The organism is Sorangium sp. So ce726 (assembly GCF_051521405.1).
Lineage (GTDB): Bacteria > Myxococcota_A > Polyangia > Polyangiales > Polyangiaceae > Sorangium.
This window is the reverse complement of record NZ_CP150349.1, coordinates 838381-853841: the sequence shown is the minus strand read 5'-3', so window position 1 is coordinate 853841 and position 15461 is coordinate 838381. Positions and strand designations below refer to the sequence as shown.

The window sequence follows — 15461 nt, the reverse complement described above, 5'->3', positions numbered from 1 at the left end:
GTCACGAGCCCCCTCCGCAGGGTCCTCCTGGCTCACTCGATCCGTCACGAGCCCCCCTCCGCAGGGTCCTCCTGGCTCACTCGATCCGTCACGAACCCCCTCCGCAGGGTCCTCCTGGCTCACTCGATCCGTCACGAACCCCCCTCAGCCACCCCCCTTTCAACGGATCAGCTCCGTTGCGCCCCCCCTCCACCACCCCCTCTCAACGGCTCCGTTGCGCCCCCCCTCCGCCGCCCCGTCTCAACGGATCGCATCCGTAAACGCCCCCTACGCCACCCCCTCACAATGGATCACCTCGCCTCTCCCCGTTCCGCGAGGCCCCTCACAGCCTCCCGCCCTTCGAATAGGCCGTAGCGCCTGCTTGACGCACCACGTCGGCGCTGCCATGACCGGCTCCCTCCGCCTCGGGCGTGCTGTTTCAGCCGCGCGCGCCGGGTCCACGCATGGGTCCGCCGGCCCGGCTGCCGCATGCGTGGCGCGTCCTTGCCGAGGCGGACTACGCTCTGCGTTACCACACAGCAACAGGAGCCACCGAGCCGTGAAGATCCTCGTTCCGCTCAAGCGCGTCGCCGATCCGGATAACGCGAACAAGGTGAAGATCCCCGCTTCCGGGGACAAAATCGAGACGACCGGGCTCGAGTGGAAGCCGAACCCGTTCGATGAGTACGCGCTCGAAGCGGCGCTGCGCCTGACCGAGGACGGCAAGGCGCCCAAGACGCGGGCGGGCGAGGTCGTCGTCGTCACCTTCGGACCGAAGGAGACCGAGCAGACCCTCCGCGCCGCGCTCGCCACCGGCGCCGACAAGGCGATCCGGGTCGACGTCACCGACGACAAGCTCGACGGCGACCTCCTGGCCCGCGCCCTCAAGACGCTCGTCGAGCGCGAGAAGCCCGACGTCGTGCTGATGGGCAAGCAGGCCGTCGACGGCGACTCCAACCAGGTCGGCCAGATCCTCGCCGAGCTGCTCGACTGGCCGCTCGCGACGTTCGCCGCGACCATCAAGGAAGAGAAGGGCGCGCTCCTCGTCGGCCGCGAGGTCGACGGCGGCGTCTCCACCCTCCGCGTGCGCCTGCCGGCCGTCGTCACCGTCGACCTCCGCATCGTCGCGCCGACGAGCGTTTACTCCCAGAAGACGGCGCCCGCGTTCAAGTACAACGACGGCGTCCGCTTCGCGGCGCTCCCCGCGATCATGGCCGCCAAGAAGAAGCCCCTCGCCGAGGTGAAGCTCGCCGACCTCACCGCGGACCAGGCGCTCAAGGTCCAGTACACCGCGTTCCAGCCGCCCCCCGCGCGCAAGGCGGGCATCAAGGTGAAGGACGTCAGCGAGCTCGTCTCGCGCCTCAAGAACGAGGCGAAGGTCCTCTGACGGGACGCAGCGAGACGAGACAAGACGGGACAAGAGGTCGATGACATCGAGGGTGCCGCCGACGCGGACCCCGGCCCGCAGCGGCGGGTCGTGCAGGAGGGATCATGGCTGACGTTCTCGTGGTGGCCGAGGCCGCCGATGGAAAGCTGAAGAAGACGACGCACTCCGCGGTCACGTTCGCGAGGCAGGCGGCGGCGGCGCTCGGCGGGACGTACTCGATCCTCGTGATCGGCGACGCCCTCGGCGACGCGGCCGCCGAGGCGGCGACGCTCGGCGCGGCCAAGGTGCTCGTCGCCCAGGCGAGCTCGCTGAAGGACTACGTCGCCGAGCGCTACGTGCCGACCGTCGCGGCGGCCGCCAAGGGCGCCGCCGTCGTCGTGGGCACCGCGAGCGCCTACGGCAAGGACCTGCTCCCGCGCGTCGCGGCGCGGCTCTCGGCAGGGTTCGCGAGCGACATCTCCGAGCTCCTCCCCGAGGGGAACAAGCTCAAGTACAAGCGCCCCATGTACGCCGGCAACGCGTACGGCGTCTGCACCATCTCGACCCCCATCCAGGTCGTGAGCGTCCGCCAGAGCGCGTTCGCCGCCGCCGAGCCCACCGGGTCGAAGTCGTCGATCGAGCAGGTCGCGGTCGTCCCGCCGAGCGCGGCGGCCGAGCGCGTCGAGTTCGTCTCCTTCGACCAGGTGAAGAGCGAGCGCCCCGAGCTCACCGAGGCCAAGGTCGTCGTCTCCGGCGGCCGCGCCCTGAAGGAGCGCTTCAACGAGGTCCTCGACCCGCTCGCCGACGTCCTCGGCGCCGCCGTCGGCGCCAGCCGCGCCGCGTGCGACGCCGGCTACGCCGCCAGCGACCTCCAGGTCGGCCAGACGGGCAAGGTCGTCGCCCCCTCGCTCTACGTCGCCGTCGGCATCTCGGGCGCCATCCAGCACCTCGCAGGGATGAAGGGCTCGAAGGTCATCGTCGCCATCAACAAGGACGCCGACGCGCCCATCTTCCAGGTCGCCGACTACGGCCTGGTCGCCGATCTCTTCGCGACCGTGCCCGAGCTCGTGAAGCAGATCCAGGCCGCCCGCAGCTGATCCTCGCGCGACCGACACGGTCGACGCAACGAGCGCAACCAACGCAACGGACGCGACCACCACGACCGGCGCAACCAACGCAACGGACGCAACCAACGCAACGGACGCGGCCGCCGCGAACGAAGCGACCAGCACAACCGACCCCGCCGGGGTGCACCTCGTCCGCCCTCCAGCGACGCGGGCGTACCCCGGCTCACCGGATGAGTCCGTCCAGCGAGAAGTTCACGTTCACGGGCGCGATTTCCGTGTCAGGTCGCGCACGTAGCATCTTGTTCGCGTCCTGCGGCCGTGGGATCCCTTGACCTCTATGCCCGAACGCCCGGACATGCCGATCGTCGCGGCGCTCGCGCAGGCGCGGGCACTACTGTACGACACGGCCAGGACGACCGAGCAGCGGCGGCTCATCGGCCCCACGGTCATGGAGATCGACCGCGCGATCGTGAGCCTCGATCCGACCGCGAGCGCCTCCTTCGAGCTCACGCCGCTCGCGGCGTCGGTGCCGCCGGTCGACACCGAGGTCGAGGCGCTGCGCCGCGAGGTCGAGCGGCTGCGCGTGATCACCCAGCACGAGCGCGGGCTCCTCGACGCGCTCCTCAGCGAGAGCCCGCACGGCATCATCGTCTCCGACAGCCAGGGCAAGCTGATCCTCCAGAACCGCGCCTCCGAGCGGATCTGGGCCGGCAGCTCCACCGCCGAGAACGTCGAGGGCTGGGGGCGCTACCGCGCGTTCCACCCCGACGGGCGGCCGTTCGAGGGCGGCGACTGGTCGATGGCGCGGTGCCTGTCGCGCAGGGAGACCGTCCCCGCGGAGGAGATCCACTTCCAGCGCTTCGACGGCACCCACGGGATGCTGCTCGGCAGCTGCGCGCCGCTCTTCTCGCCCGACGGCGAGATGCTCGGCGCGGTGTCCATCTTCGCCGACATCACCCAGTTCAAGCAGCTCGAGGCGGACCTCCGGGTCAGCAAGACCAAGTTCTCGACCACCCTGAAGAGCATCGGCGACGCGGTGATCTCGACCGACGGCACCGGGCGGATCGACTTCATGAACGCCGTGGCCGAGACGCTGACCGGCTGGACGCTCGACGAGGCGAAGGACCGCCGCCTGTCCGATGTCTTCCGGATCATCTCCGAGCAGACGCGCGACGACCTCGACAACCCCGTCACCGAGGTGCTGCGCCACGGCGGCATCATCGGGCTCGACGACACCACGCTGCTGCTGCGCAAGGACGGCTCGGAGCTCGCGATCGACTCGAACGGCGCGCCGATCCGGAGCGAGGAGGGCGAGCTCGTCGGGCTCGTGCTGGTCTTCCGCGACGTGACCGAGAAGCGGCTCGCCGACAAGCGGCGCTACTTCATCGGCGAGGCGAGCCGGCAGCTCGCGCTGTCGGGCCTCGACTACGAGACCACGCTGGCCAACGTCGCCCGCCTCGCTGTGCCGCACATCGCCGACGCCACGGTGGTGGACATCGTCGAGCCGGACGGCTCGCTGGGCCGGCTCGCGGCCGTGCACGCGAGCGAGACGAAGAAGGCGCTGGGGCGGGATCTCCCGGCCCGCTACCCGAGGGATCCCGAGGTGCCGCGCGCGGTGCACACGGTGCTCCGGTGCGGCGAGTCGCTCCTCCTCACCGAGGTCGAGGGCATGGCGTGGCAGCGCGCGGCGTCGCTGAAGCCCGGCAACGAGTGCTGGTCCGGCGCGCACGACCCGGCGTACCTCGCGCTGCTCCGGGAGCTCGGCGTCCGCTCGGCGATGATCGTGCCGCTGCGCGCCCGGGACCGGACGCGCGGGGCGATCACGCTGCTCTCGACCGAGTCGAGCCGGCGCTACACCGTCGAGGATCTCGCGCTCGCCGAGGAGCTCTGCAACTTCGCCGCGCTCGCGCTCGACAACGCCCAGCTCTACCGCGAGTCGCAGCAGGTCAACCGCGCCAAGGACGAGTTCCTCGCGACGCTCTCGCACGAGCTCAGGACCCCGCTCACCGCGATCCTCGGCTGGGCGCGCATGCTGCGGCAGGGCTCGCTGAAGCCGGACACGCACGTCCGCGCGCTGGAGGCGATCGAGCGCAACGGCACGCTCCAGGCGCAGCTCGTCGAGGATCTCCTCGACGCCTCCCGCATCATCACCGGCAAGCTGCGGCTCGACGTGATGCTGGTCGACCTGCCGCCGATCATCAACGCCGCCATCGACGCGGTCCGCCACGGCGCGGACGCGAAGGGGATCGAGCTGCTCGTGCAGCTCGACCCGAACGCGGGGCCGATCTCGGGCGACCAGACCCGGCTGCAACAGGTGGTGTGGAACCTCCTGTCGAACGCGATCAAGTTCACCCCGCGCGGCGGCAAGGTCTCGATCCAGCTCGGCAGGGCCGAGGGCGTGGCCCGCATCCAGGTGAGCGACACCGGCCAGGGCATCGTGCCGGAGTTCCTGCCGTACGTGTTCGACCGCTTCCGCCAGGCCGACAGCACGAGCACGCGGCCCCACAGCGGGCTCGGGCTCGGCCTTGCGATCGCCCGCCACCTCGTCGAGCTCCACGGCGGCACCGTGAAGGCGGAGAGCGCCGGGGACGGCAAGGGCGCGACGTTCACGGTGGACATCCCGCTCGCGCCCCGGGGCGCCATCGCGGCGCTCCGGAGGGCCGATGGGCTGGTCCCCCTGTCCAACGAGCCAGAACCCACGCTCCAGGGCGTCCGGGTGCTGATGGTCGACGATGAGCCGGACGCGCGGGAGCTCGTGACCACGGTGCTGGAGCGCAAGGGGGCGAGCATCACGGCGGTCGCGACGGTCGACGAGGCGCTGTCCGCGATCCAGCGCGAGAAGCCCGACGTGATCCTGAGCGATCTCGGGATGCCCGGGGAGGACGGCTACAGCCTGATCCGGCGCCTGCGCGCGCAGAGCCCCGAGCAAGGAGGGCGCATCCCTGCCGCGGCGCTGACCGCCTACGCGAGCGCCCAGGACCGGACCCGCGCGCTGCTGGCCGGCTTCCAGTCGCACGTGCCCAAGCCGATCGAAGCGTCCGAGCTAGCGGCCGTGATCGCCAACCTGGCCGGCCGCACGGGGTAGTACCGCAGCCGACCACGCCCACCCCAACGTGGACGTGAACGTGGACGTAAACGTGGTCGTGGACGTGGACGTAAACGTGGTCGTGGTCGTGGACGTAAACGGTCAGCCGTAAACGTCGACGCCCACGGCCAGGAAGGCCCCCGCTCCCGTCCCCCTGCCGGCACGCCAAAACGACGAAGGGCGGCTATCAGGCCGCCCTTCGTGGAACCCCGCATGAACTGAGTCGGGGCGAGAGGATTTGAACCTCCGACTCCTCGGTCCCGAACCGAGTGCGCTACCAGGCTGCGCTACGCCCCGTTCGCTGCCCCAAGAGCAACGCCCGCTGAACAGCGGGCGCGCAACATCGCCAAGAGCGAGCCGCTTGTCAAGACGAAATGACCAGGGGTCCACCGCCGCACCGCGGGCTCGCCCCGCATCCCCAGGAGCGCCCGCGCACCACATGACAGCCAGATGACAAAAAACGGCAAGAATTCGCTCACTTCGGGGCCACCCCGGCGCCCCGGACGTTTCACGAAGCCAAGAATCGTGGGAGCGCAAGAAAAAAGTCCCGTCCTAACTTGCTCAGGCCGTGTTAAAGTGTCACTGGAATCCCGATGTTGCCGAAAGGAAGCAGAGAGCGAGGCGTCTGGTGCGCCGGTGAGGGCCTCGCCCCCTGCTCGCGCAACTTGAGCAGGGGACCGCACAGGCGGCCCCTTCCAGAACGGACCAGGGCGACCGGCCGGCTCCGGCGGTCGTGACGTGAGAGGAGGAACAGGTGGCAATTGAGCTTCCCGCTGTACGCATTCTGATCGTCGACGACGACCGCGCGATCTGTGACTACATGCAGACGCTGCTCGAGCGCGACGGGTACCAGGTCAAGACGCTGGGCGACCCCACGACCGTGGAAGAAGAGGTGCGCACGGGCGGCTACCACCTCATCATCCTCGACCTGATGATGCCGAAGCTCGACGGCATCGAGGTGCTCAAGCGCATCCGCAAGGTCGACAACGACATCGCCGTCGTCATCTTCACCGGCTTCCCCAACCTCGAGAGCGCCGTCGCGTCTATGAAGCTCGACGCGGTCGATTACATCAAGAAGCCGTTCAACGTGGACGAGTTCCGCGAGGTGCTCGCCCGCGTCATGCGCAAGAAGGGCCTCGCACGCACGCCCGAGGAGCAGCTCCACCGCGTCATCGGCGACACGATCAGGAACCTCCGCAAGGACAAGGACCTCACGCTGAAGCAGATGGCGCGCCGCACCGGGCTCAGCGTGTCGCTGCTGTCGCAGATCGAGCGCGCCGAGTCGTCGGCGTCCATCTCGTCGCTCTACAAGATCGCGGTCGCGCTCGAGTCGCGCATCCAGGACCTCTTCGGCCACTACTGATCCGCTCGCCGAGCGGCACCACCTGGCCCGCCGCGCGCGTCGTGGACGCGCGCCCGGGCCAGCGCCGCATCAGCGCCGCGCGCCGCGCTCGATCGCCGCGTCGAGCTCGTCGGGCGCGAGGCCGGCGATCGCCGCCACCCGCGCGCCCGCCGTGTCGAAGACGATCACGTACGGCAGCTTCGAGACCTGCTTCAGGTACCGCCGGGCGAGCGGGCTGTCCCAGTCGACGATGTCGAGCTTGCGGTACGCGACGTCCTTGCGGGCCTCGAGCACCGTGACCATGTGTGCGTCCAGCTTGCGGCAGGGCATGCACCAGCCCGCCACGAAGTCGATGACCGTGACCTTGCCCGGGACGATCTGCGCGCCGAGGTCGGGGATGTCCGCGCCGCCCTCCTCGATCGTCCGGGCGTCCGCGCCCTCGGGGAAGGTCGCCCAGCCGAGGTACTGCCCCTGGCCGGCGCCGAGCACCGCCTCGAACCCCTCGTCGGCGGCGAGCCGCTTCACGGTCCCTGCGACGTCGAACGACCGCGACGCGGTGACCGAGATCTCGGCGCGGCGCCTGTTGAAGGCGGCCGAGTAGACGCCCGGGCGCTCGCGGAGATCCGCGACGAGCTCGGCTCCGCACGCCTCGCAGTCGATCTTCCGCAGCGAGACGACCGTGGTGCTCGCGCCCTCCGGGACGGGCTGCGCGCCGCCGCAGGCAGCTAGCCAGCCGCCGAAGGCAGTCAGACGGAGGGCCGAGGAGAGGGCGTTCGCGCTTCGCACCGCGTCCTTCAAGGTACCTTGCCCGCCTTCGCCGCGCGGCGCAACGTCGTGTAGGCTGGGCCGCGATGAGTTCCGTCGTGACCCGTACCCTGCCGGCCGATCACGTCACGCCGGTCCGCGCCTACGCAGCGCTCCGCGCCCAGTCGCCGGGCCGGTCGTCGTTCATGCTCGAGTCCGCCCTGCCGGGCGAGCGCTGGGGCCGCTACGCGATCCTCGGCTACAGGGCGCGCGCCGAGACCCTCCTCCCGAGCGGGTTCGACCCGTTCGCGACGCTCGCGGACGGGCTCGCGCAAGCCTCGGTGCGAGAGACGCCGGACGCACAGGACACGGCGCGCGACCTGGCGGCCCGCGTCGGTCAGGCATGGGTCGGCTTCCTCGCCTACGATGCGGTGCACCTGCTCCTGGGCGTCGAGCCGTGGCCCGACGAGGCGTACCTCGGACGGGTCATGAAGGACGCGACCGTTGTCGTGTTCGACAACGTCGCGCAGACCATGACCATCGCCGGCCAGTCGCAAGGCGCCGTGAACCGATGCGCCTGGGAGCTGTCGCACGGGCCAGAGCAGATGAGCCTCCCCGCGCTCGATCCGCAGGCGCTGCCAGAGCACGTCGAGACGCCTGTGGCCGACGAGGACTTCGCCGCGAAGGTGGCCGCCGCGCACGAGCGCGTCGCGGCCGGCGAGGCGAAGGAGGTCGTGCTCGCCCGCAGGTTTCGAGCCCCGCTGCGCGGCGCCGATCCGTTCGACGTGTACCGGGCGCTGCGGGTGCTCGCGCCGTCGACCCACCTCTACTTCCTCGACTTCGCGGAGTCGCCGTTCGCGCCCGGGCTCACCGTGGCAGGCGCGTCGGGCGAGACGCTCGTCCGCGTCGAGCGCGCTCCATCGGCGGGGCCGAGCGCAGGCGACGCGTCGCCCGTCGAGGCGCTGCGCGCCGCCTTCGCGCGCGGCAGCGCGGTCGGCGCGCCGGCGGCGCGTGCGAGCGGCGTCAGCCGCCGCCTCGAGGTCGGCCCGCGCCGGATCTACGGCGGGTCGGTCGGGTACTTCGGGCCGGAGGGCGCGGAGATGGCGCACACGCTCGGCGCCGTCTGGGTCGAGTCGGGGTACTTCGAGACGATGACCGGCGCGCGCATCGGGAACGGGAGCGACCCGCGCGCGGCGTCGGAACGGACACGCGGCGACGCGCGCGCGGCGCTGTCGGCGATCCGCGCGGCGCAGGAGGCGCGCAAGGCGAGCGACGCGGCCGCGGAGAAGAGGGCCGCCGCTGAGAAGGCCGCCGCTGAGAAGGCCGCCGACGACGACGCGGTCCGGAGCGCGTAGCGCGCAGCGCTCAGTCGTGCAGCAGGCTCTGGCGCGCGCGCGCGCCCGTGGGAACCGCCCCCGTGGCGGTGCCTGGCCGCGCGAGGCGCGACGAAGCGGCGGCCTGGGGCGCGGACGCCGCCGCGCGGGCGCCGCGCTGAGAAGGCTCGGGTGGCGCCATCCGCGCCGACGGCGAAGCGGCCGCCTCGAGCGCGGCGGCGCGCGCCGCCTGGGCCCTGCCGGCGGCGAGCACCGCCGTGAGCACGGCCGCCCTTGCGCCGGTCGCGGCCATCGCAGGCCTCGGGCGCTCGGGCCGCGTGAGCGTCACGAACGTCGCGACGCCCATCAGCGCGACGAGGCCGGCGGGGAGGAGCCATCCCAGGCGCGCGGGCGACGCGAGCCCGCGCAGCACATTCGCGCTCTCCGCGCCGAGCAGGGTGTCCGGCGGCGTCGTGCGGCTCGCGGTCGGCGGCTCGGAGCCGGCCTCCGGCCGTACGGTTGCGCGAGGGGGCGCGGCGTTCGCCTGGGCGAACGCCGCGACCGGCGCCCGCACCGAGGCCACGCCGGAAGCGCGCGCCGACAGGGGCGGGCGCTGGAGGCCAGAGGAGGGCGGCGGCGCGTGCTCCGCGATGCGGGCGAACGACGCCACCATCTCCTCCACCGAGCGGAAGCGCCGGGCCCGGTCGCGCGCGAACGCCTTCTCGAAGAAGCCGTCCAGCACGGCAGGCAGCCTCGGCGCGAGCCGCGTCGCGACCGGCACCGGCGCGAGCAGGATCTTCGAGGCGACGACGCTGGCGATGTCGCCGGGGAACGGGAGGTGACCTGTCACCGCGCGAAACAGGATCGCGGCCAGCGACCAGAGATCGGTCTGCGCGTCGAGGGTCCGCTCCGCCCGGATCTGCTCCGGGCTGAGGTAGTGGAGCGCGCCCGCGCTCACCTCGGCCGCGATCTCGCCCACGAGCCGCGGCGCGAGCGCCCTCGGGAGGCCGAAGTCGAGCACCTTCACGACCTCCTCGTCGCCCTCCAGCGCGAGGAAGAGGCTCTCCGGCCGGAGGCCCTGGTGAAGGAGGCCCGCCGCGTGGGCGGCCTGCAGGGCGTCGCCGGCCTGCGCCGCGATGCGCGCGGCCTCCTCCAGCGAGAGCCGGCCGCGCCGGACAAGGCGCGCCGCGAGATCCTCACCGGAGAGCAGGTCCATCGCCAGGTAGACCACGCCGTCTTCGGTGCCGTGATCGCGCACGCTCACGACATGCCGCGAGGAGAGCTCCGCGGCGGCGCGGACCCAGCGGTCAAGCCAGAGGATCTCTCCCGTGGCGCCAGCGTCGGGGTCGAAGAGCTTCAGGGCGACGCGAGCGCCCGGCTGGAGCTCGCGCGCGGCCCAGACCGAGCCTCGATCGCGCGCGATCCGCGCGAACGGACGCGCGAGCTGCCTCTCCAGCAGATACTTCCCCCCAACGATGGTGCCCGGTGAGATGTCCATTGGTTACCTGAGCCTCCTCCCCCACCGTAAAGTTGCACATACGCCATGCGGCGCAATTTGGCGTTGCGGATCGCTGCACGGTTTGCTTGTGCGATCGCCTCGACCGTGCAGGCGGCGGGAGCGTTCGCACCGCACGCCGCGCGCGGGAAGGGGCGAATCGTGTCGCGGAGCACAAGGAGCCCGTCCCGGTTGGGGCGGACCAAACCCGGCCGCCAAGGTCGGTGCAGTGTCAGGCGCGGAGTGGCTCCTTACCTGGCCAGGCGGAATCAGGGCGGCCGCGAAGCGGACACCGGGGCGTGGAGCGGGGCGAAGCCGCGAGGAAACAGAGCCAGTTCCGCCCGCGCGATGCCGCCGTGAAGCGGCGCAGAATTCCGGCCAATCCGGGCCGGGCTTCTGGCGCGACTAGGGTTCTGACGGCTGCGGGGCGGGCGAAAACCGGAGCGGTACGACGACGCGCAGGTCGCCGCCCTCCGGCGCCGGGAACGTGAGCGCTCGCGCGCGCCGGAGCACGCAGCGGGTGAGCCGTTCGTCCGGGAAGCGCGACTCGGCCTCGAAGGCCTCGTCGACGGCGCCGCCGTCGGTGACGTGGAAGCGGATCGCGAGGCGGCCCCAGAGCGCCGGCGCGCCCGCGAGGGCTTCGTCGTAGCAGCTCCGCCACACCGGCAAGGCCTCGGCCAGGGCCGCGGAGATCGCGTCCGGCTGGAGCTCGCCTGGGCCAGGAGCGAGGACGGACGGCGGAGGCTCGACCGGCTCGTCGCCCGGATAGACCTGCAGTGTGGCCACGACCGTCGAGCCGGCCTTGGCCCCGGGGAGCGGGAGCGAGCGCGCGCGCGCGGCGAGGCACGAGACGACGTCCGGCGCGGAGAGCGTGGACGAGGTGGCGCGCGCCCCCGTGACCTTGCCGGCGCGGCTCACCGTGAGCCGCACCGTGGTCTTGCCGTGCAGCGTCGGGTCCCGGTACGCGCGCAGGCGGTAGCACGAGTAGACGTGGACCCAGAGGTGCCGCCGGGCGATGCGCTGCACCTCGCTCGCCTTGAGCGGACCCTTCACCTGGTCGATGTCCACGATGATCCTCGGCAGCGGGTGCCCCTCCGCCGGAGGCGGCGGCGCGGGGGGATCCCCCCTGCCCCCGGCGTTCCATCGATTCTGCTCCGCCGCCTCGGCCTGGCCGCGAGGCACGAGGTGGCGGCCGAGCTTGTAGGGCGGATCGATCGCGATCGAGGGCCCCTGCGAGGCGCCGCGCGCGTCGCCCTCGGCGGCCGCCGCGGACGGGTCTCCGAGGGAGGCGCCCGGCACCGCAGGCGAGACCGCCGGAGGCGCGGCCGGGGCGCGCGGCTCCGTGGAGGAGGCGGCAGGCGCCAGCGCGTCCACCCGCCGGGGCGGACCGGCGGCCGGGGCGGAGAGGCCGGCGGCGCGCGGGGCCGGGCGCGGCGTCGCCGGCGAGGCGCACGCGGCGAGCGCGACGACCACGGCGAGGAGCGGACTGTACGCGCGGCCCGCGCCGCGCCGGGAGGCCGCGCTCAGAACCGGAGATCGCCGCGCGGCGCCTCCACCTTGCCGTCGAGCGCATCGATCGCCTTCGCGACCTCGGGGTCGTCGACGGTGGGGACGTGCACCACGAACTTCACGTAGAGATCCCCGGGCTCCTTCGCCTTGCGGGCGATGCCCTTGCCGCGGAGCCGCATCACCTGGCCGGTCTGGGTGCGCGCCGGGATCTTGAGCGTCACCTCGCCGTCGGGCGTGGGGATGCGGATCTTCTCGCCCCGGTAGGCCTCGCCCAGGGTGACGGGGACGTCGAGGTGGAGGTCGTCGCCCTCGCGCTTGAAGAACGGGTGCGGCGTGACGTGGATGTTGAGCAGCAGATCGCCGGGCTCGCCGCCGCCCATGCCCGGCGAGCCCTGGCCGCGGATGCGCAGGCGGCTGCCCTCGGCGGCCCCGGGCGGGACGCGCACCGTGACCGGCTCGGGATCGCCCTCGCGCTGGAGCTGGAGCGTCGTGCCGCGCACCGCCGACACAAAATCGATGGTGAGGTTCTGCTCGATGTCGCCGCCGCGGCCGCGCGCGGGCTGCGGGCGGCGGCCCGCGCCAGCACGGCCGCCACGGCCAAAGAGGTCGCCGAGGATGTCGCTGAGGTCGCCTCCGCCGGGGGCGTTGCCGAAGATCTCCTGGACGTCGAAGCCGCCGGGGCCGCGGCCCCCGCCGCCGGCCCGCGCGTTCGCGTAGCGGCGGTAGGCGCGGGCGCGCTCGGGGTCGAAGTTCTGCGAGAGGCTCTCCTCGCCGAACTCGTCGTACAGCGCGCGCTTCGTCTTGTCGCTCAGCACCTCGTGAGCCTGGTTGATCTCCTTGAACTTCTGCTCGTTGGCCTTCCCCGGGCTCTTGTCCGGGTGGTACTTCATCGCGAGCTTGCGGAACGCCTTCTTGATGCTGTCCTCGTCCGCGTCGCGCGAGACGCCGAGCACGGAGTAGAGATCACGAGCCATGGTCGTCCGTCATCGTTCTGGTCCGCGGGAGGTGCGAGGCGCGCGGACCGCTGCGGGCCTTCATCGGGCCGAAACCTAGATCTCCCGTCGGTCCTCGTCCACTGGGGGCCGCCGCCTGCACGAGCGTCAGCGGTGGAACGCGCACGGCGCGGCGCGCCTCAGGCGCTCACCCGGAATGTCGTACCGGTGGGAGAGTCGGCAACCTCGATGCCGTCGCGCTCGAGCTCCTTGCGGAGGGCGTCGCCCCGCGCGAAGTCCTTCGCGGCGCGCGCCGCGGCGCGCTCGGCGAGCTTCGCCTCGATCGCCTGCCGGGTCGTGCCGAGGAGCCCGAGGCGCTGCTCCTGCGTGCGGGCCTGGTAGACCGGAGACGGCGTCTGCAGCAGGCCGAGGGCGTCGAGCGAGGACCGCAGGGCCGCGTGGAGGCGGCGCGCGAGCGGCGGGGCGGCGCGGGCGACGTCCTGGTCCTTCCCCCGCCGCTGCGCGGCGTCGGCGAGCTCGTTGGCGGCCTTGGCGACCTCGGCGATGATCGAGAGCACGACGGGGGTGTTGAGGTCGTCGTCGAGCGCGGCGGCGGCGCGGCCCGGCGCGCCGTCCGCGAGCGCGGCGAGCGCCGCGAACCCCTTCGGGAGCCGCGCCGGCAGCTCCGGCGCGGCGCCCTCGCCGGCGTCGGGCGAGCCGGCGAGCGCGGACAGCGCGGAGAGTCGATCGAGCGTCGCGTACAGGTAGTCGACGCGGCGCTCGGCCTCGACCACGCCGGGGAAGACGACGCGGCCGTCGTCGCGCTTGTGGGTGTCGAACTCGAGCGGGCCCCGGTAGTGGACCGTGAGCAGGAAGTAGCGGAGCGCCTCCGGGTCGTTGCGCGCGTAGACGTCGCGGAGCTTGACGAAGTTGCCGAGCGACTTCGCCATCTTCTCCTTGTCGACGTTGACGAAGCCGTTGTGGATCCAGATCGAGGCGAGCGGCGCGTCGTCCGGATGGGCGGCCTCGCTCTGGGCGATCTCGTTCTCGTGATGGGGAAAAACGAGATCCATGCCGCCGCAGTGGACGTCGAAGCCGGCCCCGAGGTAGCGGCCCGCCATGGCAGAGCACTCGATGTGCCACCCGGGGCGCCCCTTGCCCCACGGGCTGTCCCAGCCCCACCCGCCGGGGGCCACCCCCTTCCAGAGCGCGAAGTCGAGCGGATCGCGCTTGTCCTCGCACGGACCGACGCGCGCGCCGACCCGCAGATCGTCGAGGTTGCGCTTCGAGAGCTTGCCGTAGGAGGGGAAGCTGCGGACGGAGTAATACACGTCGCGCACGTCGGGCGCGTCGCCGGGCCGCTCGACGACATAGGCGGCGCCTCGCTCGATCAGCCGCTCGACGAGGGCGATGACCTCAGGGATGTGCTCCGAGACCTTCGGCTCGGCGTCGGGCGTCAGACAGCCGAGGGCGGCGACGTCGTCCTGGTACAGGCGAGCCATCCGCGCCGACAGGTCCATGGGCGGCTCGCCGGACTCGGCTGACCGCTGCAGGATCTTGTCGTCGACGTCCGTGACGTTTCGAACGTAGACGACGCGCAGGCCGCGCGCCCTCAGGTGGCGGACGAGGATATCCGGGGCGAGCGCGGCGCGGCCGTGCCCCACGTGCGCGACGTCGTAGGTGGTCGGGCCGCAGCAGTACATGCGGACCTCGCCAGGCCGCCGCGGGGCGAGCGGGGCGAGCTTCTGGGTCAGCGTGTCGTGGAGGCGCAGGGCGGACATCGGCCGGGGGTCTATCAAGGCAGGCGGATGCTGTCACGGGCCCGCGTGCTTAAGGTGATCGCGATGCTGCCCGTCCGTGACCAACTGCCCACCCGCAAGCTGCCGGTCGTCAACTACGTGCTGATCGCGCTCAACATCGTCGGTTTCTTCTGGATGCGATCGCGGATCGCGGCCGGATTCCCGCCCGACCGGCTGCTCTCGGCGTGGGGCCTCGTCCCCGCCCAGCTCCTGGAGGCGCCGAGCGACGCGTGGTGGACGGTCTTCAGCAGCATGTTCCTGCACGATCCGACGGGGTGGGCCCACCTCGGCGGGAACATGCTGTTCCTCTGGATCTTCGGCGACAACGTCGAGGACGCGCTGGGGAGCGTCCGCTACGCGGCGTTCTATGTGCTGTCCGGGATCGCCGCCGCGGGCGCGCAGGTCGTCATCGATCCCGGCTCGACGATCCCGATGGTGGGCGCCTCGGGCGCGATCTCGGGCGTGCTGGCCGCGTACGCGTCGCTCTACCCGCGATCGCCGATCACGGTGCTGAACCCGATCTTCCTCCTGTGGTTCATCTTCGGGCTGTTCCTGAACCTCCCGGCGTGGCTGGTCATCCTCGAGTACTTCGTGGTGAACCTGCTGAACGGGCTCGGCTCCATCGGCGTGCGCGGCGGCGGCGTGGCGTTCTTCGCGCACCTCGGCGGGTTCGTCGCCGGGCTCTTCCTCGTCCGCATCTTGATGACAGGGCGCACCCGGCGCGACCACGAGCGCTGGCAGCAGTTTCGCCCGTCCCCCCGGCGCCCCGCTCCCCGCCGGGCTGCGCCGTGGGACGCGCCGCGGCGGCGAGACTCCTGGTAGCGGGGAGG

11 protein-coding genes and 1 tRNA gene are annotated in these 15461 nt (G+C 72.2%); 6 read left to right on the top strand and 6 right to left on the bottom strand.

Annotated elements, in window-relative coordinates:
• Positions 1-538: 538 nt before the first annotated feature.
• The 3 genes from WME79_RS03140 to WME79_RS03130 all read left to right on the top strand — a co-directional run bounded on the left by WME79_RS03140 (position 539) and on the right by WME79_RS03130 (position 5497).
• Positions 539-1366 (top strand): electron transfer flavoprotein subunit beta/FixA family protein, encoded by an 828-nt coding sequence (locus tag WME79_RS03140; RefSeq protein WP_437531663.1) that lies wholly within the window; start codon positions 539-541, stop codon positions 1364-1366.
• Positions 1367-1470: 104 nt separating this feature from the next.
• Positions 1471-2442, top strand: coding sequence for an electron transfer flavoprotein subunit alpha/FixB family protein (locus WME79_RS03135; RefSeq protein WP_437531660.1), 972 nt, complete (start codon positions 1471-1473; stop codon positions 2440-2442).
• 307 nt (positions 2443-2749) lie between these two features.
• Positions 2750-5497: an ATP-binding protein gene (locus WME79_RS03130; RefSeq protein ID WP_437531657.1), complete on the top strand. Its 2748-nt coding sequence runs from the start codon at positions 2750-2752 to the stop codon at positions 5495-5497.
• A gap of 223 nt (positions 5498-5720) precedes the next feature.
• On the opposite strand, the gene WME79_RS03125 is transcribed toward WME79_RS03130, so the two are convergent.
• Positions 5721-5794, bottom strand: a tRNA-Pro gene (locus WME79_RS03125).
• Positions 5795-6251: 457 nt separating this feature from the next.
• On the opposite strand from WME79_RS03125, the gene WME79_RS03120 reads away from it, so the two are divergent.
• A complete protein-coding gene (locus tag WME79_RS03120) occupies positions 6252-6860 on the top strand; it encodes a response regulator (RefSeq protein WP_012233257.1) in 609 nt (202 codons plus the stop codon).
• Between the two features lie 69 nt (positions 6861-6929).
• On the opposite strand, the gene WME79_RS03115 is transcribed toward WME79_RS03120, so the two are convergent.
• Complete coding sequence (locus tag WME79_RS03115) at positions 6930-7625, bottom strand: TlpA family protein disulfide reductase (RefSeq protein ID WP_437531653.1); 696 nt, start codon at positions 7623-7625, stop codon at positions 6930-6932.
• 77 nt (positions 7626-7702) lie between these two features.
• Here WME79_RS03115 and WME79_RS03110 point away from each other — a divergent pair, with 77 nt between their 5' ends.
• Positions 7703-8938, top strand: a complete 1236-nt coding sequence (locus WME79_RS03110) for a chorismate-binding protein (RefSeq protein ID WP_437531650.1) — start codon at positions 7703-7705, stop codon at positions 8936-8938.
• 10 nt (positions 8939-8948) lie between these two features.
• Here the strand turns inward: WME79_RS03110 and WME79_RS03105 are convergent, their stop codons facing one another.
• The 4 genes from WME79_RS03105 to cysS form a co-directional block, all read right to left on the bottom strand.
• Positions 8949-10394, bottom strand: coding sequence for a protein kinase domain-containing protein (locus tag WME79_RS03105; protein ID WP_437531648.1), 1446 nt, complete (start codon positions 10392-10394; stop codon positions 8949-8951).
• A 402-nt stretch (positions 10395-10796) separates the two neighbouring features.
• On the bottom strand, positions 10797-11864 hold the full coding sequence (locus tag WME79_RS03100; RefSeq protein ID WP_437531645.1) for an AgmX/PglI C-terminal domain-containing protein: 1068 nt from the start codon (positions 11862-11864) through the stop codon (positions 10797-10799).
• 50 nt (positions 11865-11914) lie between these two features.
• Complete coding sequence (locus WME79_RS03095; protein ID WP_437531642.1) at positions 11915-12874, bottom strand: DnaJ C-terminal domain-containing protein; 960 nt, start codon at positions 12872-12874, stop codon at positions 11915-11917.
• A 158-nt stretch (positions 12875-13032) separates the two neighbouring features.
• On the bottom strand, positions 13033-14613 hold the full coding sequence (cysS, locus tag WME79_RS03090) for a cysteine--tRNA ligase (protein ID WP_437531639.1): 1581 nt from the start codon (positions 14611-14613) through the stop codon (positions 13033-13035).
• 63 nt (positions 14614-14676) lie between these two features.
• Between cysS and WME79_RS03085 the strand changes: the two genes are divergently transcribed.
• Positions 14677-15453 (top strand): rhomboid family intramembrane serine protease, encoded by a 777-nt coding sequence (locus tag WME79_RS03085; RefSeq protein WP_437531636.1) that lies wholly within the window; start codon positions 14677-14679, stop codon positions 15451-15453.
• The last annotated feature ends 8 nt before the right edge of the window (positions 15454-15461 follow it).

What these genes read in the sequence shown, in the direction of transcription:
- WME79_RS03135 (WP_437531660.1), top strand. Translation starts at nt 1,471, where the DNA reads ATGGCTGACGTTCTCGTGGTGGCCGAGGCCGCCGATGGAAAGCTGAAG.
- WME79_RS03130 (WP_437531657.1), top strand. Translation starts at nt 2,750, where the DNA reads ATGCCCGAACGCCCGGACATGCCGATCGTCGCGGCGCTCGCGCAGGCG.
- WME79_RS03105 (WP_437531648.1), bottom strand. Translation starts at nt 10,394, where the DNA reads ATGGACATCTCACCGGGCACCATCGTTGGGGGGAAGTATCTGCTGGAG.
- WME79_RS03095 (WP_437531642.1), bottom strand. Translation starts at nt 12,874, where the DNA reads ATGGCTCGTGATCTCTACTCCGTGCTCGGCGTCTCGCGCGACGCGGAC.
- cysS (WP_437531639.1), bottom strand. Translation starts at nt 14,613, where the DNA reads ATGTCCGCCCTGCGCCTCCACGACACGCTGACCCAGAAGCTCGCCCCG.
- WME79_RS03085 (WP_437531636.1), top strand. Translation starts at nt 14,677, where the DNA reads ATGCTGCCCGTCCGTGACCAACTGCCCACCCGCAAGCTGCCGGTCGTC.